The sequence below is a fragment of the Kribbella sp. HUAS MG21 genome (assembly GCF_040254265.1).
Lineage (GTDB): Bacteria > Actinomycetota > Actinomycetes > Propionibacteriales > Kribbellaceae > Kribbella.
Map to the genome: position 1 here is coordinate 5,030,603 of NZ_CP158165.1, position 18,332 is coordinate 5,048,934.

Here is an 18,332-nt window from a genome sequence, read left to right on the forward strand (position 1 = left end):
ACATGAGCCGGCACAGGAGCCAGGACACGGTGCGTACGCCGTACCAGCGACTGCTCGCCAACGACGTCACGCCGCGGGCGTACGTCGTCCTCGGCGCGTTCACGATCCTCGTCGGCTGGATGATCACCAGCCTCGTCATCCTCGGGGTGCAGACGGCGATCCGGCCGGACCCGGAGGGCACGCTGTCCTGGTTCGGGCTGCTGGCAACGAACCTGACGCTGATCGTGCTGATCCCGCTGTCGGTCCTGGTCGCCCGGGCGCTGAACCGGCAGACGCCGGGGCTGCTGTCCTCGGTGGCCGGCCGGCTGCGCTGGCGGCCGCTGGCCTGGTTCGCGCTGGTCGCGGTCGTGCTGGAGCTGATCGCGTTCGCGATCATCGAGTTCGGCGACGTACCGCTCGCGACCGGTGAACGCCACGGCGGCCCCGCGGCGGCCGACGCGGTCGCCGTCATCGCGGTCACGTTGCTGACGTCGCCGATCCAGGCGGCCGCGGAGGAGTACTACTTCCGCGGGTACCTGCTGCAGGCGGTCGGCTCGTTCCTCAAGGGCTCGACGGTCGCGGTGCTCGTCACGGCCGTGCTGTTCACCGCGGCGCACGGCGTCTGGCCGTGGGAGAGTCCCGCGCTGTTCGTCGACCGGCTCGCGTTCGGCCTCGTCGGCGGCCTGCTCGCGGTCCGCACCGGTGGGCTGGAGGCGTCGATCGCGGCGCACGCGGCCAACAACGTGACGACGTTCGTCTTCGCGGCGCTGACCGACACCGTCGGGGCCAGCCTCGGCGTGAAGGACGCGCCCTGGCCGCTGGTGACGCTGGACGTGTTGAAGTTCGCGGCGTTCGGCGCGATCGCGTTGTGGATGGCCGGGCGGATGAAGCTCGCGAACCGGTCCGAACTGCCGTTGGCGGCGCTGCCGGTGGGCGGTCCGCGACGGGTGTGACGGGAGTGACAACTCGCCCGGCGGGGGCCGTTTTGGTGTCCGGTCCCTTGCTCGGGTAAGCTCTCCGAGCCGGGTTGGTGAGGGCGGGAACGAACTCTCCGACTTCAGTGAAATGCCTTTGGGGTATGGGGTAATTGGCAGCCCGACTGATTCTGGTTCAGTTAGTCCAGGTTCGAGTCCTGGTACCCCAGCGGATTGGACCGCGCCGATGAAAATCGGTAGAGTTCAACCTCGTTGCCCGGGTCGGAAGATCCGGATGACAAAACTCTGGCCCCGTTGTGTAGCGGCCTAGCACGCCGCCCTCTCAAGGCGGTAGCGCGGGTTCGAATCCCGTCGGGGCTACCAGAGCGAAGGCCCCCGTCCACTCGGACGGGGGCCTTCGTCGTTCCCGGGATCCCCTTCGTGCCGATTGCTGGACACCCACAGGTCTAAGCGCTTAGAGTCTAAGCGCTTAGACCTCCTCGGCCGCTTTCCCTGGGCGGCCGTTCGTCAGGAAAGGGGATCGCTGTGCGGCGGAACCTCTTCGCGCTCCCGGCCGCGGCACTCGCCGCGGCGCTCCTGCTGGCCGGCTGCGGCGGCTCGTCCGGTTCGGACAGCTCGTCGGCCCCGGCGGCCGACCCCGGTCCGGAGACCGGGACGATCACGTTCACGGGCACCGACAACGCCGAGACGTACCAGCCCGTGATCAAGGCCTTCGAGGCGAAGAACCCGGGCATCAAGGTCACCTACACGCAGATCCCGTTCGACCAGTTCAACGCGACCATGCAGCAACGGCTGAGCGCGAAGGACGCCGGGATCGACGTCTACACGGTCGACGAGCCGCGCGTCTCGCAGCTCGCCGCCAAGGGCTTCCTCGTCGACCTGAGCGACCTCGACGGTCGCGTGAAGGGGTCGTTCAGCGCCACGGCGTACGAGACCAACCGGTTCCGCGACAAGCTCTGGTCGCTGCCGATGTGGAACTCGACGCAGTTCCTCTTCTACAACAAGACCGCGCTCGCGAAGGCGAAGGTCGCCCCGCCGACCGCGGACCCGGAGCAGCGCTGGACCTGGGAGCAGGTCGAGGCCGCCGGCCGCAAGGCGATGCAGGCGGGTGCGACGAAGTACGGCCTGTTCATGGAGCAGCCGGAGGCGTACTACCAGCTGCAGCCACTGGCCGAGTCGCTCGGCGGCGGCTCCGGGATCGAGGGCGACGACGCGCTCACCCCGGCCGTCGAGACCGACGGCTGGAAGAAGGCGATGCAGTGGTACGGCGCCACGTTCGCGAGCGGCCTGTCGCCGCGCGGGATCGGCGGCTTCCAGACCGGCCCGGTGTTCGCCAACGGCGACGTGGCGTTCTTCGTAGGCGGACCCTGGGACCTGAAGATCTTCGGCAGCTCGAAGATCGACTGGGGCGTCGCGCCGCTGCCGTACTTCCAGGGCGGCAAGCCGGTGACCCCGACCGGGTCCTGGTCGCTCGGCATCAACCCGGCGTCGAAGCAGCAGGGGATGGCCCGCAAGTTCGTCGAGTTCGCGACGCTGGACGCGGCCGGCAACCTGGCCACCACCAGCACCACGACGATCATCCCGGCGAACCTCGAGGCGCAGAAGCAGTACACCCCGAAGATGGACGCGTTCTCCGGTGCGAAGACGGCCGGCGCCGCGGCGATCACGGCGTACGAGAGTGAGCACACCGCGGTGTCGCGGCCGGTCAGCGTCGGGTACATCCAGTTCGAGGAAGTCATGGCGAAGGCGTTCGCCGACATCCGCAACGGGACGAACCCGGACACCCGGTTGCACGAGGCGACCCGCCAGCTGACCGAGGCGTGGCGGTCCATCAAATGAGGCCTATCAAGTGAGGCAGCGGCAAGGGCTGATCGCCCTGGCCTTCCTGGCACCCGCGCTGGTGTGTCTCGCCGTACTGCGGATCGTCCCGGCGATCTCCGCGGTGGTGGAGAGCTTCTACTCCGAGAGCCTGCTGCGCGGCGGGCGGGTGTTCGCGGGCCTCGGCAACTACACGGATCTGCTGGCCGGCAAGGAGTTCCGGCAGTCGGTCGGCGTGACGTTGCTGTTCACCGTGCTGGTGAACCCGATCCAGGTCGTCGTCTCGTTCCTGCTCGCGGTCCTCTTCACCCAGAGGGCCGCGGGCGCGCGGCTCTGGCGGACGCTGGTGATCCTGCCGATCGCCACCCCGCCGGCCGTGTCCGCGGTGATCTGGAGCGTGATCTACCGCCCGGACGGCCTCGCGAACGGCGTCCTCGAACGCCTCGGCCTGCCGGCGCAGCCGTTCCTCACCTCGCCGAGTCAGGTCCTGGCGTCGCTGATCGTCCTGCTGTCGTGGATCGGTGTCGGGTACTGGATGCTGTTCCTGATCGCCGGCATCCAGGAGATCCCGGTCGAGGTCCGCGAGGCCGCCCTGCTGGACGGCGCCGGGCCGTGGCGGCGGATGGTGTCGGTGATCCTTCCGCTGGTACGTCGTCCGCTCGCCTTCGTCCTGGTGGCGGACACGGTGTCGAACCTGCTGGTGTTCGCGCCGGTGCAGATCCTCACCAAGGGCGGGCCGAACGGCAACAGCAACCTGTTGATGTACGACGTCTACAACCGGGCGTACGCGATCGGCGACATCCACGTCGCGCAGGCCGAGGTCGTGATCCTGGTCGCGCTGACGCTGGTGATCGTCGCCGGGCAGTTCCGCCTGTTGCGAGGTGACCAGTGAAGCGCGTCGGCCTGTCGGTAGCCGGCGGGGTCGTCGGCATCCTGTTCTTCCTGCCGTTGCTGTGGGTCGTGACGAACTCGCTGCGGCCCGGGTCGGAGACGTTCGCGAACCTCAACCCGCTGTCCTGGCAGACGTTCTTCGAGCTGCGGCCGACGCTGACCAACTACTCGGCGCTGCTGGGCAGCGAGATCGGGCGCGCGACGCTCAACTCGATCCTGGTCAGCGCGGCCACCGTCGTGATCGGGCTCGCGGTCTGCGCGACGGCCGCGTTCGGGCTGGCGGCGTTCGAGTTCCGCGGCCGCGGCCTGGTGTTCGGGATCGTCGTGCTGAGCTTCCTGGTGCCGTTCGACGCGATCGCGATCCCGCTGTCGACGATGTTCCGGGACTGGCCGCTGACCAACACGTTCACCGGGCTGGTGCTGCCCGGGATCGGCAACGGGATGGCGATCTTCCTGCTCCGGCAGTTCTTCCTCGGTATCCCGGCCGAACTGGTCGAGGCCGGCCGGCTCGACGGGCTGGGCTGGTTCGGCGTGTTCCGCTGGATCTACCTGCCGCTGTCGAAACCCGCGCTGATCGGCGCCGGCCTGATGCTGTTCCTCTTCCAGTGGCAGGCGTACGTCTGGCCCCTGCTGATCGGCACCGACGCGGAGCACATCGTCGGCCCGGTGGCCCTGTCCAACCTGCAGGGTCAGAACTTCACCGACTACGGTCTCGTGTTCGCGGGCGCCGTCGTCCTGACCGTCATCCCGCTGGTGGTCATCGCCGGCTTCCAGCGGTACTTCGTCCAGTCCGTGTCGAGTACCGGGCTCAAGTAGGGAGACACGTGCGATCCATCATTCTCGACACCGACATCGGCTCCGACGTCGACGACGCCATGGCGCTCGCGCAGTTGCTCGGCACCCCGGAGCTCGACCTGGTCGAGGTGCACACCGTGTACGGCGACACGCTGCTGCGGGCCCGGCTCGCGCGGCGGTACGGCGTACTGGCGGGCCGCGACCTGGACGTCGTACCGGGACTCGCCGAGCCGTTGTCGGGGCGGGAGGTCTGGTGGGCCGGGCACGAGGGCACGCTGCACGACGGCCTGGCCGACGAGACCGTCAGCGTCGACAGCGCGCCCGAGCGGTTGGTCGCACGGCTCCGCGAGCACCCTGGTGAGCTCGACGTGGCCGCGATCGGTCCGCTGACCAACCTGGCCAAGGCATTGGAGCTCGAGCCCGGGGCGGCGCGCTGGATCCGGCACCTGTGGGTGATGGGCGGGTCCTTCGGCGACGAGAAGTGCGAGCACAACTTCAAGTCCGACGACGCGGCCGCGCAGGCGGTCCTGAACGCAGGGATTCCGACCACGATCACGGGGCTGGAGATCACGCAGCAGGTGACGATCGAGTCGGCCCGGTTGGAGCGGATCCGGGCGGCGGGTCCGCTCGGCGCGGCGCTCGGGGCCGACATCGAGCAGTGGTGGGCGTACTGGAGCGAGACGTGGAACGTGCCGCACGATCCGGTCGCGGTGCTCGCGCTGAGTCGCCCGGAACTGTTCAGCTTCTCCGAGGCCGGCCGGGTGACGATCGCTGTCGGCGGGGAGCGGGCAGGGCACAGCACGTTCACACCGGACGCGGACGGCAGCGTGCGGATCGTCACGGGGGTCGACGCGGAGCAGGTCGCCGAGGAGATCACGGCGCGGATCGTGGCCGCCGGCACGGCATACGCTGTCGCTCGTGGGGAGATCGATGGCGACCGCGCGTGATGTCGCGGAGCGCGCCGGCACGTCCACGGCGGTGGTCAGCTACGTCTTCAACAACGGCCCCCGGCCCGTGTCGGCGGAGACCCGCCGGCGCGTGCTGGAGGCCGCGGCGGAGCTGGAGTACCGGCCGAACATCCTCGCCCGCGCACTGAGCGCGGGCCGCACGTACTCGCTGGGTCTGCTGATCCCGCAGATCCGCAACCCGTACTTCGCCACGCTCGCCGAGCACCTGGAGAACTTCGCCCGGCAGCACGACCACCTGCTGCTGATCGGCGACTCGGCGGGCGATCCCGCGCAGGAGTCGGCGCACATCGGCTCGTTCATCGAACGCAAGGTCGACGGCGTCGTTCTCGTCTCGTTGCTGGTGGAGCCCGCGATCCAGCGGTTCGCGGCGGCCGGCGTACCTGTCGTCGCCCTGCATCCCGTGCCCGACGGCGTCACGGTCTCGACGCTGTCCATCGACTACGTCGCCGGTGCCGAGGCATCGGCCGACCACCTGTTGTCCCACGGCTACCGGACCCTCGGCGTTGTCACCGGTCCCGAGGAGTCACCCGGTACGGCGGAACACCGGGCGGGCATCCAGCGCGCATTGAAAGCGCATCCGCGCGCGTCGGCGCGGTACGTCGCTGCGCCCGTGTCCCGGTTCGCGGCGCGGGACGCCGTACGGTCGTGGTTCCAGCAGAAGCGGCCGCCGCGGGCGATCTACTGTTCGACGGACGAGCAGGCGTTCGGTGTCCTGTTCGCGGCCTGGGAAGCCGGGCTGCGGGTCCCTGAGGACGTTGCGGTGATGGGGTTCGACGGGACCAGCGAGTGCACCGTCACGATCCCGCCGCTGGCCAGCGTCCGGCAGCCGATCGAGGAAACCGCCCGCCGGGCCGTCGAAATCCTCCTGGACCCCGGCAAACCCGCCGCGGCCCGGCACGTCCTCGACTACGAACTCCTGCCGAACATCTCCTGCGGCTGCACCGGGGACGAGTAGCCTGAAGGAATGGCCGTCGAGTTCAACCACACGATCGTGAAATGCTCCGACAAGCAGGCCTCGGCCCGCTTCCTGGCCGACATCCTCGGGCTCGGGGAGCCCGGTAGCTTCGGTCCGTTCGCCGTGGTCGAGCTGGGCAACGGTGCCTCGCTGGACTTCGCCGACGACCACGGGAAGGCGCAGCCGCAGCACTACGCCTTCCTCGTGAGCGAGGACGAGTTCGACCAGATCCACGCGCGCATCGTCGAACGCGGACTGACCTACTGGGCGGATCCGTTCCATCGGCGCGAGAGCGAGATCAACACCAACGACGGCGGCCGCGGCCTCTACTGGGACGACCCCGACGGCCACAACCTCGAGATCCTCACCGTTCCGTACGGCGGCTGGCCCGCGGCCAAGCAATAGGCACAGCAATGGCGCTGGCCGTGTGCTGGTTGTTCGACCGCCGGACCGACCGCCTGCTCCGCAACCCTGTGGATCCGCCTGGAAGATCTCGGCCTGCCGACGCTGCTCTCGCACACCCACGGCCACCATGTGCCACACGTATCGCTCGCTGTCTTACGTGAGTGGGATCACGACAAGGTCATGAAGGCCGTGCAGCCGTTGCTGAGCGAGCAATCGGCTCAGTTGTACTTCGATGCGCTAGGCACGTTCCGCCGCGGCAGGGCGTGGCTGGTCCCAGCTGTCGAGGCGGAGGTGCTGCAGCTGCAGGCGTCCGTGGTGGAGTCCGTGGTGGCGACAGGGGCTGAGCTGCACCGGCACTATCAGCCGGGCCGATGGGTGCCACACTGCACGCTCGCGCCGCGGGTGCCGTTGGTCGCGCTGCCGGTGCTCACGGCCGCGGTGTACGACGTACTGCCCCTGGAAGCCACTGCCGACCGTGCCGCCCTGATCGACAGCGGCACGGGACAGGTCTGGACGCTCTAGTTACTCGGAAGCGCGGCGGAGGGCCTCGGAGAGGCGTTCGGCGGCGGCCATGACGGCGGGGGCGTGCATGCGGCCGGGCTGGCGGGAGAGGCGTTCGATCGGGCCGGAGACGGAGACCGCGGCAATCACCTTGCCGCTGGGGGAGCGGACCGGGGCCGAGACGGAGGCGACGCCTTGCTCGCGTTCGCCGACCGAGTGCGCCCAGCCGCGGCGCCGTACGCCGGCCAGGGCCGCAGCGTTGAAGGAGGCGTTGTGGAGACCGCGGTGCATCCGCTCCGGGTCCTCCCAGGCCAGCAGTATCTGAGCGGCGGAACCGGCCGCCATCGTCAGCTGGCTGCCGACCGGCACGGTGTCGCGCAGACCCGACGGGCGCTCGGCCGCCGCAACACACACGCGGTACTCACCCTGGCGGCGGAAGAGCTGCGCCGATTCACCGGTGATGTCCCGCAGTCGCGCCAGCACCGGGCCGGCGGTCGCGAGCAGCCGGTCCTCACCGGCGGCGGAGGCCAACTCGCTGAGTCGCGGGCCGAGCACGAAGCGTCCCTGCATGTCGCGCCCGACCAGCCGGTGGTGCTCGAGAGCGACCGCCAGGCGGTGCGCTGTCGGCCGCGCCAGGCCCGTCGCCGCCACCAGACCGGCCAGGGTCGCCGGCCCGGACTCGAGGGCGGACAGCACGAGGGCTGCTTTGTCGAGAACGCCGACTCCGCTAGAGTTGTCCATGAGACGATATTGCCGTCTCGAATCGTGGAACGCAAGTCGCTTCGGCCGCCCGATCGAGAGCACTGTGAGCGAAAGCACCACGCACCAACCATTCCTCGAAGGAGAGTCTGATGGGTAGGACGTTGTCGGAAAAGGTCTGGGATGCGCACGTCGTGCGCCATGCCGACGGAGAACCCGACCTCCTCTACATCGACCTCCACCTGGTCCACGAGGTGACCAGCCCGCAGGCGTTCGACGGCCTGCGGCTGGCCGGCCGCCAGGTCCGGCGTCCGGACCTGACGATCGCCACCGAGGACCACAACGTCCCGACGTACGACGTGGACAAGCCGATCGCCGACCCGGTCTCGCGGACCCAGGTGGACACGCTGCGCAAGAACGCCGAGGAGTTCGGCATCCGGATCCACACCCTCGGCGACCCGGACCAGGGCGTCGTGCACGTGATCGGCCCGCAGCTCGGCCTGACCCAGCCGGGGATGACCGTGGTCTGCGGCGACAGCCACACCTCGACGCACGGCGCGTTCGGCGCGATCGCGTTCGGCATCGGCACCAGCGAGGTCGAGCACGTGCTCGCCACCCAGACGCTGATGCAGGCCCGCCCGAAGACGATGGCCGTCACGGTCGACGGCGTGCTGCCGGACGGCGTCTCGGCCAAGGACCTGGTGCTGTCGCTGATCGCGAAGGTCGGCACCGGCGGCGGCCAGGGCTACATCGTCGAGTACCGCGGCGAGGCGATCCGGGCGCTCAGCATGGAAGCCCGGATGACGATCTGCAACATGTCGATCGAGTGGGGCGCCAAGGCCGGCATGATCGCGCCGGACGAGACCACGTTCGCGTACCTGAAGGACAAGCCGCACGCGCCGCAGGGCCTCGACTGGGAGGCCGCGGTCGAGTACTGGAAGAGCCTGGCGACCGACGAGGACGCGACCTTCGACCGCGAGGTCGTGCTGCGCGCCGAGGAGATCACCCCGTTCGTCACCTGGGGCACGAACCCGGGCCAGGGCGTCGCGCTCGCGGACGTCGTACCGTCGCCGGACGACTTCGACAACGAGAACGACCGGGTCGCCGCGGAGCGCGCGCTGGAGTACATGGGCCTGACCGCCGGTACGCCGATGCGCGAGATCCACGTGGACACGGTGTTCCTGGGGTCCTGCACCAACGGCCGGATCGAGGACCTGCGGGCCGCGGCCGGCGTGCTGGCCGGGCGGAAGGTTGCCGAGGGCACCCGGATGCTCGTGGTCCCGGGCTCCGGCCGGGTCCGGCTGCAGGCCGAGGCCGAGGGCCTGGACACGATCTTCAAGGACGCGGGCGCCGAGTGGCGCGGCGCGGGCTGCTCGATGTGCCTGGGCATGAACCCGGACCAGCTGGCCCCGGGCGAGCGCAGCGCCTCCACCTCGAACCGGAACTTCGAAGGCCGCCAGGGCAAGGGCGGTCGCACCCACCTGGTGTCGCCGCTGGTCGCCGCCGCGACCGCCGTCACCGGGACCCTGGCCGCACCGGCCGACCTGCCGCCCGTCGCCGTACCCGCGAACGCCTGAGGAGCAACGGAATCATGGAAGCCTTCACCCAGCACATCGGTACGGCGGCCCCGCTGCGGCGCAGCAACGTGGACACCGACCAGATCATCCCGGCCGTCTACCTGAAGCGGGTCACCCGCACCGGTTTCGAGGACGGGCTGTTCGCGGCCTGGCGCAACGATCCGTCGTTCGTCCTCAACCAGCCGGAGTACGACGGGGTCTCGGTGCTCGTGGCGGGACCGGACTTCGGCACCGGATCGTCCCGGGAGCACGCCGTCTGGGCCTTGCTCGACTACGGGTTCCGGGTCGTGGTGTCGTCGCGGTTCGGCGACATCTTCCGCGGCAACTCGGGCAAGGCGGGCCTGCTCGCCGCCCTGGTGACGCAGGAGGTCGTCGAGCAGCTGTGGACCACGATCGAGGCCGACCCGGGCACCAAGGTCACGGTCGACCTGGAGAACAAGACGATCTCGGCCGGTGAGGTGTCCGCGCCGTTCGAGATCGACGACTACACGCGGTACCGGTTGCTGAACGGTCTGGACGACGTCGGCATCACCTTGTCCCACGAGGCCGACATCGCTGCCTACGAAGCGACCCGGCCGTCCTTCAAGCCGGCCACCCTTCCCGCCAAGGCCTGAAGCTCTTGCAGAGTTATCGCCCCCGTAACGTTCGACGGTACGGGGGCGATAACTCTGGTGTTACCCTTCTGGGGTTGTCAGAACAAGGCTTGCGAGACCGAGGAGGTGAGGCGCTCATGAACAACAGCAGCGATCCCTCCAGACATACCGGTCTCGCTCGACCTTCCGGGGTTTGATCTTCCGCTAGCAGTCGCTGGGGTCGGGCAGACGTGCGCTCATCACTCACCCGCACCACACTGCTCCTGGAGGACTCATGTCCGACCTGCGCCTGCGCACGTTCCGTGCGTTCAGCCGTACCCCGTCACTGCGCCCGTCACTGCGCGCCGCCGCCCGCAAGCACGCCGCAGCCGCCGCGCCCGTGATCGAGCCGGCCGACAAGCAGCACCGCGATCCGCAGAAGCCCAAGGGGCACAGCGTCGTCGACAGCGCGATCTACTGCGGCGGCACCCGGATCGCCTCCCCGGACTCGCTCGCGGACACGTACTCCGCCTTGCACGACTCGCCGCAGAGCCTGGCCTGGATCGGCCTGTACCGACCGGACCGCCGCGAGCTCGCCTCGCTGGCGCAGGAGTTCGACCTGCACGAGCTCGCGATCGAGGACGCCAACGAGGCGCACCAGCGGCCGAAACTGGAGCGGTACGGCGACACGCTGTTCGTCGTCCTGAAGGCCGCGCGGTACCGGGACGCGACCGAGGAGGTCGAGTTCGGTGAGGTGCATGTCTTCGTCGGCCCGGACTTCGTGGTGACGGTCCGGCACGCCGAAGCGCCCAACCTGGCAGCGGTCCGGCGCCGCGTCGAGCGCGACCCCGAACTCCTCAGCCGCGGTGCCGAGGCCGTGCTCTACGCGATCATGGACAAGGTCGTCGACGGGTACGCGCCGGTGGTCGCCGGCCTGGAGAACGACATCGACGAGATCGAGACCGAGGTGTTCCGCGGCGATCCCAAGGTGTCGCGGCGCATCTACGAGCTGTCCCGTGAGGTGATCGAGTTCCAGCGCGCCACCCGGCCGCTGATCGGCATGCTCGAGCAGCTCCGCGGCGGTTTCCAGAAGTACGGCGTCGACGAGGAACTGCAACGTTCACTGCGCGACGTCGCCGACCACGTCACCGAGGTGGTGGAGAAGGTCGACGGCTTCCGGGAACTGCTCCGCGACATCCTGACGGTGAACGCGACGCTGGTCGCCCAGCAGCAGAACGAGGAGATGAAGAGCCTCGCGATCGCCAGCAGCGAGCAGAACGAAGAGGTCAAGCGGATCTCTGCCTGGGCGGCGATCCTGTTCGCCCCGACCCTGATCGGGACCGTCTACGGGATGAACTTCGACCACATGCCGGAGCTGCACTGGCAGTACGGCTACCCGTTCGCGATCGGCCTGATGGCCTTGGTGTGTGGAGGTCTGCACCAGATCTTCAAACGCCGCGGATGGCTCTGAAAACCGCTCCGGAGGGCCGGATCGGGCGAAATTGTGGCACGAATCGCCTAAAACAAGGCCGAATTGCCGCGTTGGTGTTTGTGAACGACCCGATCTGTCCATAACGTTCCTGTGAGATCGAGCGCTGTGCTCGACGCCTAGTGTTCACGGAGGGAAGCAGTGAACAAGAGCCAGTTGGTCGAAGCGCTCGCAGTGCACTTCGACGGAAACCGCCGCCAGGCCCAGCACGCACTGGAATCGGTGATCGACACCGTCCAGCGTGAGCTGACCAAGAAGGGCGGCAAGGTCGCCATCACCGGTTTCGGTGCCTTCGAGGCCATCGAGCGTGGCGCGCGCATCGTGCGCAACCCGCGGACCGGTGAGACCAAGCGCGCCAAGAAGACCACGGTGCCGAAGTTCCGCGCGGGTGCGGAGCTGAAGGCCGTCGTCTCCGGCGCCAAGAAGCTGCCGAAGCTGGTCGTCCCGAAGCCGGCCGCCACCGCCACCAAGGCGGCTGCCCCGGCGAAGAAGGCCGCACCGGCCAAGGCTGCTGCCACCAAGACCGCCGCTGCGAAGAAGACGGTCGCCAAGAAGGCCCCGGCCAAGACGGCTGCCAAGAAGGCGCCGGCGAAGACCGTTGCCAAGAAGGCCCCGGCCAAGAAGGCCCCGGCCAAGACCGTTGCGAAGAAGGCGCCGGCCAAGAAGGCCCCCGCCAAGAAGACCGCGGCGAAGCGCACCGCTCGCTGATCTTCACGCACTGCGGCAGACCGCACACCAGCGCAGGCCGGTCACCCCACTCCAGGGGCTGACCGGCCTTCGCAGTTTCCGAAGCAGGTTCAGCGCAGTTCAGCGCAGTTTTCAGGGCTGACGGCAACCTTCAGAGCCGGGTGCCGAACTCCAGCTTGGTGATCGCCAGCCCGGCGCCGGAGCCGGTGGTCTCGATCCGCACCCGCTGTCCCACCCGCAGGTGCCGGATCGGGGTGTCGGAGACGGCGTGCACGGTGAACGGGAGCTCGATCCCGGTGTCGGTCAGCACGGCCCCGGAGAACGTCTCGTCGTCGTACCGGCTCACGGTCGCTTGCATGTCAGCAGGCTAGACCCTCGGTGCCCGTCGCGGCACCGAGCACCAGCGACATCACGTCCGCCGTCGCCGGTCCCACACCCAGCTGTACGGCGTGCGCGAGATCGGCCGCGGTGTCGACGTCACGGCGTACCGACTCGATCGTGGTCAGCTCGATCGGCACCGCGCCGGAGGCCTGGTGGGCCAGGGCGGAACCCAGACCGAAGCGGGGATCCAGCGGCACCCCGGGCGCGGCGGCGAGCAACGTCGTCCCCGTGCCGGGCAGGTCGACGACGAACGAGCGCGGCGCCGTACAGGCTGCGAGGGCGGCGGTCAGCTCGGCGGGACGCAGGGCCGGGAGATCGGCGGACAACGCCGCGATGCCGTTGGTGGCGAACTCGGCCGCGGCCACCGTGGCGCCATGGAGCAGCGCCTCGTTGAGCCCTTCGGCGGGCAGATCCGGTACGACGTGCGCACCGGCCGCGGTGACGTCGGCGGCCACCTGCGGGTCGTCGGTGACCACCAGGACGGCGCGCACCAGGGGAGAGGCCAGGGCGGCCGCAGTAGTGTCGACGGCGAAGGCACGGGCCAGCTCGGGACGGTGCTGAGGGTAGGCCGGAGCGAGCCGGCTCTTCGCGATCGCCGTACGCTTCACCGGGATCACCAGGGTCCAGGGAGCGACCTGTAGGTCTGCCATCAGGCAGGATTCTCCCATGACCGACGGCCAGCAGGAGCACCAGGAGGCAGCTGTGGACGCGAGGCCAGCGGATCCCCGGCCGCCGCGCGGGTTCTGGTTCGGCGTGATCGTCGCGATCGTCAAGCCGTTCATGATCGTGTTCACCAAGTGCCGGTTCAGCGGCCGCGAGAACATGCCGCGCACCGGTGGCGTGGTGTACGTGCCCAATCACATCTCGCACTTCGACCCGGTGGTGCTCGGCTATTTCATCTGGGAGTGCCGGCGGATCCCGCGGTTCCTCGGGAAGGCGTCGGTGTTCAAGATCCCGGTGCTCGGCAAGATCATCAGCGGCGCCGGGCAGATTCCGGTGTACCGGGACTCGGCGCAGGCCGCGGACGCCTTCCGGGACGCGGTCGCCGCGGTCGAACGCGGTGAGTGTGTGGGTGTTTACCCGGAAGGCACGATCACCCGGGACCCGGAGCTGTGGCCGATGACCGGCAAGACCGGCGCCGCCCGGATCGCGCTGATGACCGGCTGCCCGGTGATCCCGGTCGCGAACTGGGGCGCCCACGAGGTCTTCCAGTCCTACACCGGCAAGTTCCGGATCCGGTTGCTGCCGCGCAAGACGCTGCAGGTGCGCGCCGGGAAGCCGGTCGACCTGAGCGCCTTCGAGGGCAAGCCGATCACCAACCAGCTGTTGCACGAGGCAACCGCGGTGATCATGCGCAGCGTCGCCGAGACCCTCGGCGAGCTCCGCGGCGAGACCCCGCCCAAGGAGCTGTACGACTACCGCAAGGCCCGCAAAGGTGAGGAGAACGCATGACGAAAGTAGCGGTGTTCGGTGCGGGTTCCTGGGGTACGGCGTTCGCGACCGTACTGGCGAACGCGGGGAACCAGGTGTCCGTGTGGGCCCGGCGGGAGTCGCTGTGCGCGGCGATCAACGCCGACCACGAGAACGCCGACTACCTGCCGGGCCTGCGGCTCCCGGAGGCGATCACCGCGTCCCATGACCCAGCCGCCGTCGTAGACGGGGCCGAGGCCGTCTTCCTCACCGTCCCGTCCCAGTCGTTGCGCGACAACCTGACCGACTGGGCCGGCGTGCTGCCGAACGCCGTACCGCTGGTCAGCCTGATGAAGGGCGTCGAGCTCGGTACGACGAAGCGGATGAGCGAGGTGATCGCCGAGCTCACCGGCGCCGGACCGGAACGGATCGCGGTCGTCTCCGGGCCGAACCTCGCGCGCGAGATCGCCGAGGGGCAACCGGCCGCGGCCGTCGTCGCCTGCGCGGACGAGGGGACCGCGGCGCGGCTGCAGAAGCTCTGCCACTCGCCGGCGTTCCGCCCGTACACGAACAACGACGTGGTCGGCTGCGAGCTTGGCGGCGCCTGCAAGAACGTGATCGCACTCGCGGTCGGCATGGCGGTCGGCCTCGGCTTCGGCGACAACGCGCGCGCGTCGGTGATCACCCGCGGCCTGGCCGAGATCGCCCGGCTCGGTACGGCGCTCGGCGCCGACGAGCACACGTTCTCCGGGCTGGCGGGGCTGGGCGACCTGGTGGCGACGTGCTCGTCCCCGCTGTCGCGCAACCGGACGTTCGGCGAGAAGCTCGGGCAGGGCATGACCGTCGCCGAGATCGCGGGCGCGACCCGGCAGGTCGCCGAAGGCGTGAAGTCCTGTGCGTCGATCAGCGAGCTCGCGCACCGGCACGACGTCGAGATGCCGATCGCCGAACACGTCACGAAGGTGGTGGCCGGCGAGATGACGCCGAAGGACATGCTGTTCAGCCTGGTGTCCCGCTCGGCGAAGTCGGAGCGCTGGGGGTGATCCCCGAAGCGTTCGCCCGCGCGACCGTCGAGCGGGAAGGTGCCGCGGGTCAGGCGTGGCTCGACGAGCTTCCCGGGATCGTCGAGGACCTTCTCGATCGCTGGAGCCTGGAGCGCGACGGCGACGTACTCCACGGCCAGGTCGGCGTCGTGGTGCCGGTTGCCGGCGACCCCGTACTGGACGCCGTCCTGAAAGTGTCGTTCCCGCATCCGGGCAACGACTACGAGCCACACGCCTTCGATGTCTGGGGCGGCCGGGGCGCGGTGAAGCTGTACGAGCGCGACGACGCCCGGTACGCGATGCTGCTGGAGCGGGTGCATCCGTCGACGCTCGTCGAGTACGGCCGGGCCGGCGTCGCGATCGCCGGCGAACTGCACCGGCAGCTGACCGTTCCGGCGCCGGCCGGTCTCCCGCGGCTGTCGGAGCAGGCCGACACCTGGGCCGAGGAGCTTCGGAAGGACGCGGCCGAACTCGACCACCCGCTACCGGACGCGGTGGTGCAGGCCGCGCTCGCAGTCGTCGACGAGCTCGGTCGGCAGCAGCCGGAGACCATGGTCCACGGCGACTTCCATCCCCGGAACATCCTCCGCGCCGACCGCGAACCGTGGCTGGCCGTGGATCCCAAGGGCTACGTCGGCGACCCGGCGTACGACGCCGCGATCTTCCTCCGCACCCGGGCCTACCTCCTGTTCTTCGCCGAGGCAGTCGCCGCGAACGACCTGCTGCGGCAGCTGCGAACCGAGTTGGCGCAGTTCGCGGAGGCGTCCGGTCTCGACGCCGAGCGGATTCAGCGGTGGACCCAGCTGATCGCGGTGCAGGCCGCGTTCTGGGGTCGCCGCCACGGCTTCGGCCGGGCGCGGAGCGGCAACCACCTGGACCAGGCCGTCGCTTTGATCGACGAGATCGCGGTCAGCCTGAGCTGAGGGTGTGGTTGAGGACCAGCGTGGCGGCGCCGAGCAGGGCGGCGTCGCGGCCGGTGCGGGAGGGCACGACGCGCAGGTCGGTGGTGGCCAGGGGCAACGATCGGGCGTAGATCGTCTCGCGCAGCCCGGCCAGCAGGCTGTCTCCGGCCTGGGAGAGCGATCCGCCGACCACGATCACCGACGGGTTCAGCAGACTGACCGCAGCCGCGAGGACGGTGCCGATCTCACGTCCGGCCTGCCGGATCGCGGCGATCGCCTCGGCGTTGCCCGAACGCACGAGCTCCACGATGTCCCCGCTGGTCCGGACACCCAGCCGCGACGCCAGCGCCGCGGCCGACGCGACCGCTTCCAGGCAACCGGTGTTGCCGCAGCGGCACAACTCGGTGTGACCCGGCGCCTGGATGTGGCCGATATCGCCGGCCGCTCCACGCGCTCCGCGATGCAGGCGGCCGCCGCTGATCACGCCCGCTCCGATGCCCGTGGCAACCTTCACGAACAGCAGGTGCTCGACGTCCGGGTACGCCGTCGCGTGTTCGCCGAGCGCCATGATGTTCACGTCGTTGTCGACCAGCACCGTCCCCGGCAACTCCCGGCTCAGCCGGCCGACCACGTCGTACGAATCCCAGCCCGGCATGATCGGCGGGTGGTTCGGCCGCCCGGTGCTGTGCTCGACCGGTCCGGGGAGTCCGACGCCGGTGCCGGCCAGGTCCTCGACCGGCCGCTCGGCGGCGTCGAGCAGCGCCCGCCCCGCCGCTGCGACCGCGGCGAGCACCACCTCGGGTCCTTCGGCGATCGGCAGCTGTGTCGTCGAGCGATCCAGGATCGTGCCGGTCAGGTCGGTGAGCGCGACCGACAGATGGGTCGCGCCGACGTCCGCGGCGAGTACGAGCCGCGACGTCGGGTTGAACCGGAATCGCGCCGGCGGCCGTCCGCCGGTCGAGGCCGCCTCGCCCGACGGCACGACGAGTCCTTCGGCCAGCAACGCCTCGATCCGTCCGGTCACCGTGGAGCGCGCGAGTCCGCTGAGCTCGATCAGCTCCGCGCGCGTCCGCGGCCTGCCGTCGCGGAGCAGGCGCAGTACGGGATCCGTCGTACCGAGATCGCTCATGCACCGGACTTTCGTCGTACTGGCCGTGGACTTTTGCTTGACAGGGTTCAAAAGGGTCCCATAGCGTCCTTCATCGTGTCCACCAGTACGCGAAAGCCCAGTGCAAGTCTCAGGGTCGGGATCGTCGGCGGCGGCTTCATGGGACAGGTCCACGGCCGCGCCGCGTTGGTGGCCGGGGCGACGGTGGTCGGAGCCGTCGGCTCGTCGCCCGAGCGCGCGGAGGCCGCGGCGCAGGCGACCGGCGCCGAGCGCGGGTTCGCCGACCTGGACGAGCTGCTGGCCGCCGACATCGATGTGGTCCACGTCTGTACGCCGAACAACACGCACCTGGACGTGACGCTCAAGGCGCTCGAGGCCGGCAAGCACGTCGTCTGCGAGAAGCCGCTCGCCACCTCGGTGCGGGACGCGACCGGCCTGCAGACCGCGGCGCTGGAGGCGGAGCTGGTCGGCACCGTGCCGTTCGTGTACCGCTACCACCCGATGGTCCGCGAGCTGCGGACCCGGATCGCCGCTGGCGACGCCGGCGTCATCACCAGCCTGCACGGTTCGTACCTGCAGGACTGGCTGGCCGGGGCGGACGACCAGAACTGGCGCGTGGACGACACCACCGGCGGACCGTCGCGGACGTTCGCCGACATCGGGTCGCACTGGTGCGACCTGACCGAATTCGTCACCGGCGACCGGATCGCCGCGATCAGCGCGCAGCTGCGGACCGTGCGGGCGCAGCGCGGCGGTGTCGACGTACGCACCGAGGACCTGGCCACCGCGCAGTTCCGGACCGAGGCCGGGGTGGTCGGGACGATCGTGGTCAGCCAGGTCGCCGCGGGCCGGAAGAACCGGCTGTACCTGGAGGTGTCCGGCACGGAGTCGAGCTTCGGCTTCGACCAGGAGGACCCGGACCGCCTGTGGGTCGGTCACCGCGCCGGGTCGCAGCTGCTGACGCGCGACCCCGAGACGCTCAGCCCGCCGGCCGCGCGGGTCAACCGGCTGCCGGCCGGGCACGCGCAGGGGTACCAGGACGCGTTCGACTCGTTCGTCGCCGACAGTTACGCCGCCGTCCGCGGGGACCTCCCGGACGGCCTTCCCGATTTCGCCGCCGGAGCGCGGTCCGCTCGCGTGGTCGACGCCGTACTGCGCTCGGCCGCGAACGACAGCGCCTGGACCGCCGTAGACCACGCCGCCGAGAACTAGGAGTT

At 69.8% G+C, this 18,332-nt stretch carries 20 protein-coding genes and 2 tRNA genes; 18 read left to right on the forward strand and 4 right to left on the reverse strand.

What is annotated here, in order from left to right; translation table 11 throughout:
- The first annotated feature begins 2 nt into the window (after nt 1-2).
- The 10 genes from ABN611_RS24585 to ABN611_RS24630 all read left to right on the forward strand — a co-directional run bounded on the left by ABN611_RS24585 (nt 3) and on the right by ABN611_RS24630 (nt 7,268).
- Complete coding sequence (locus ABN611_RS24585; protein WP_350274587.1) at nt 3-932, forward strand: type II CAAX endopeptidase family protein; 930 nt, start codon at nt 3-5, stop codon at nt 930-932.
- Between the two features lie 119 nt (nt 933-1,051).
- A tRNA-Gln gene (locus tag ABN611_RS24590) sits at nt 1,052-1,123 on the forward strand.
- A 78-nt stretch (nt 1,124-1,201) separates the two neighbouring features.
- A tRNA-Glu gene (locus ABN611_RS24595) sits at nt 1,202-1,277 on the forward strand.
- A 162-nt stretch (nt 1,278-1,439) separates the two neighbouring features.
- On the forward strand, nt 1,440-2,753 hold the full coding sequence (locus ABN611_RS24600; RefSeq protein ID WP_350274588.1) for a sugar ABC transporter substrate-binding protein: 1,314 nt from the start codon (nt 1,440-1,442) through the stop codon (nt 2,751-2,753).
- Nucleotides 2,754-2,763: 10 nt separating this feature from the next.
- Nucleotides 2,764-3,624 carry a sugar ABC transporter permease gene (locus ABN611_RS24605; protein ID WP_350274589.1) on the forward strand — a complete coding sequence of 287 codons (861 nt, stop codon included), beginning with the start codon at nt 2,764-2,766 and terminating at the stop codon, nt 3,622-3,624.
- Nucleotides 3,621-4,439 (forward strand): carbohydrate ABC transporter permease, encoded by an 819-nt coding sequence (locus ABN611_RS24610; protein ID WP_350274590.1) that lies wholly within the window; start codon nt 3,621-3,623, stop codon nt 4,437-4,439. Before ABN611_RS24605 ends, ABN611_RS24610 begins: the two co-directional genes overlap by 4 nt.
- Nucleotides 4,440-4,447: 8 nt before the next feature.
- On the forward strand, nt 4,448-5,365 hold the full coding sequence (locus ABN611_RS24615; RefSeq protein ID WP_350274591.1) for a nucleoside hydrolase: 918 nt from the start codon (nt 4,448-4,450) through the stop codon (nt 5,363-5,365).
- Nucleotides 5,337-6,341, forward strand: a complete 1,005-nt coding sequence (locus ABN611_RS24620) for a LacI family DNA-binding transcriptional regulator (RefSeq protein ID WP_350274592.1) — start codon at nt 5,337-5,339, stop codon at nt 6,339-6,341. The genes ABN611_RS24615 and ABN611_RS24620 overlap by 29 nt, the downstream gene beginning before the upstream one ends.
- Nucleotides 6,342-6,350: 9 nt before the next feature.
- Nucleotides 6,351-6,746 (forward strand): VOC family protein, encoded by a 396-nt coding sequence (locus ABN611_RS24625; RefSeq protein WP_350274593.1) that lies wholly within the window; start codon nt 6,351-6,353, stop codon nt 6,744-6,746.
- A 102-nt stretch (nt 6,747-6,848) separates the two neighbouring features.
- Nucleotides 6,849-7,268: a 2'-5' RNA ligase family protein gene (locus ABN611_RS24630; protein WP_350281678.1), complete on the forward strand. Its 420-nt coding sequence runs from the start codon at nt 6,849-6,851 to the stop codon at nt 7,266-7,268.
- Here the strand turns inward: ABN611_RS24630 and ABN611_RS24635 are convergent, their stop codons facing one another.
- On the reverse strand, nt 7,269-7,988 hold the full coding sequence (locus tag ABN611_RS24635; RefSeq protein ID WP_130387568.1) for an IclR family transcriptional regulator: 720 nt from the start codon (nt 7,986-7,988) through the stop codon (nt 7,269-7,271). It lies immediately after the preceding gene.
- 110 nt (nt 7,989-8,098) lie between these two features.
- Here ABN611_RS24635 and leuC point away from each other — a divergent pair, with 110 nt between their 5' ends.
- From leuC to ABN611_RS24655, 4 genes are all read left to right on the forward strand, one after another.
- Entirely contained in the window at nt 8,099-9,523 is a 1,425-nt protein-coding gene (leuC, locus tag ABN611_RS24640; protein WP_350274594.1) for a 3-isopropylmalate dehydratase large subunit, read from the forward strand.
- 14 nt (nt 9,524-9,537) lie between these two features.
- Complete coding sequence (leuD, locus tag ABN611_RS24645; protein WP_350274595.1) at nt 9,538-10,137, forward strand: 3-isopropylmalate dehydratase small subunit; 600 nt, start codon at nt 9,538-9,540, stop codon at nt 10,135-10,137.
- A gap of 253 nt (nt 10,138-10,390) precedes the next feature.
- Nucleotides 10,391-11,566: a magnesium/cobalt transporter CorA gene (gene corA, locus ABN611_RS24650; protein ID WP_350274596.1), complete on the forward strand. Its 1,176-nt coding sequence runs from the start codon at nt 10,391-10,393 to the stop codon at nt 11,564-11,566.
- Nucleotides 11,567-11,725: 159 nt separating this feature from the next.
- A complete protein-coding gene (locus ABN611_RS24655; RefSeq protein ID WP_167208424.1) occupies nt 11,726-12,292 on the forward strand; it encodes an HU family DNA-binding protein in 567 nt (188 codons plus the stop codon).
- A 130-nt stretch (nt 12,293-12,422) separates the two neighbouring features.
- On the opposite strand, the gene ABN611_RS24660 is transcribed toward ABN611_RS24655, so the two are convergent.
- The gene (locus tag ABN611_RS24660; RefSeq protein WP_350274597.1) at nt 12,423-12,629 is read right to left on the reverse strand and encodes a hypothetical protein; all 207 of its coding nucleotides are present in this window, start codon (nt 12,627-12,629) and stop codon (nt 12,423-12,425) included.
- 1 nt (nt 12,630) lies between these two features.
- On the reverse strand, nt 12,631-13,302 hold the full coding sequence (gene cofC, locus ABN611_RS24665; RefSeq protein ID WP_350274598.1) for a 2-phospho-L-lactate guanylyltransferase: 672 nt from the start codon (nt 13,300-13,302) through the stop codon (nt 12,631-12,633).
- Nucleotides 13,303-13,318: 16 nt separating this feature from the next.
- On the opposite strand from cofC, the gene ABN611_RS24670 reads away from it, so the two are divergent.
- Genes ABN611_RS24670 through ABN611_RS24680 form a run of 3 tightly spaced genes read left to right on the forward strand, consistent with a single transcriptional unit; the run spans nt 13,319 to nt 16,028 of the window.
- Entirely contained in the window at nt 13,319-14,104 is a 786-nt protein-coding gene (locus tag ABN611_RS24670; RefSeq protein WP_350274599.1) for a lysophospholipid acyltransferase family protein, read from the forward strand.
- A complete protein-coding gene (locus ABN611_RS24675; RefSeq protein ID WP_350274600.1) occupies nt 14,101-15,105 on the forward strand; it encodes an NAD(P)H-dependent glycerol-3-phosphate dehydrogenase in 1,005 nt (334 codons plus the stop codon). The genes ABN611_RS24670 and ABN611_RS24675 overlap by 4 nt, the downstream gene beginning before the upstream one ends.
- Complete coding sequence (locus ABN611_RS24680; RefSeq protein WP_350274601.1) at nt 15,102-16,028, forward strand: aminoglycoside phosphotransferase family protein; 927 nt, start codon at nt 15,102-15,104, stop codon at nt 16,026-16,028. The genes ABN611_RS24675 and ABN611_RS24680 overlap by 4 nt, the downstream gene beginning before the upstream one ends.
- Here the strand turns inward: ABN611_RS24680 and ABN611_RS24685 are convergent.
- On the reverse strand, nt 16,015-17,136 hold the full coding sequence (locus ABN611_RS24685; protein WP_350274602.1) for an ROK family transcriptional regulator: 1,122 nt from the start codon (nt 17,134-17,136) through the stop codon (nt 16,015-16,017). The two genes, ABN611_RS24680 and ABN611_RS24685, sit on opposite strands and share 14 nt — an antisense overlap.
- A gap of 75 nt (nt 17,137-17,211) precedes the next feature.
- Here ABN611_RS24685 and ABN611_RS24690 point away from each other — a divergent pair, with 75 nt between their 5' ends.
- The gene (locus tag ABN611_RS24690; RefSeq protein ID WP_350274603.1) at nt 17,212-18,327 is read left to right on the forward strand and encodes a Gfo/Idh/MocA family oxidoreductase; all 1,116 of its coding nucleotides are present in this window, start codon (nt 17,212-17,214) and stop codon (nt 18,325-18,327) included.
- Nucleotides 18,328-18,332 lie beyond the last annotated feature (5 nt).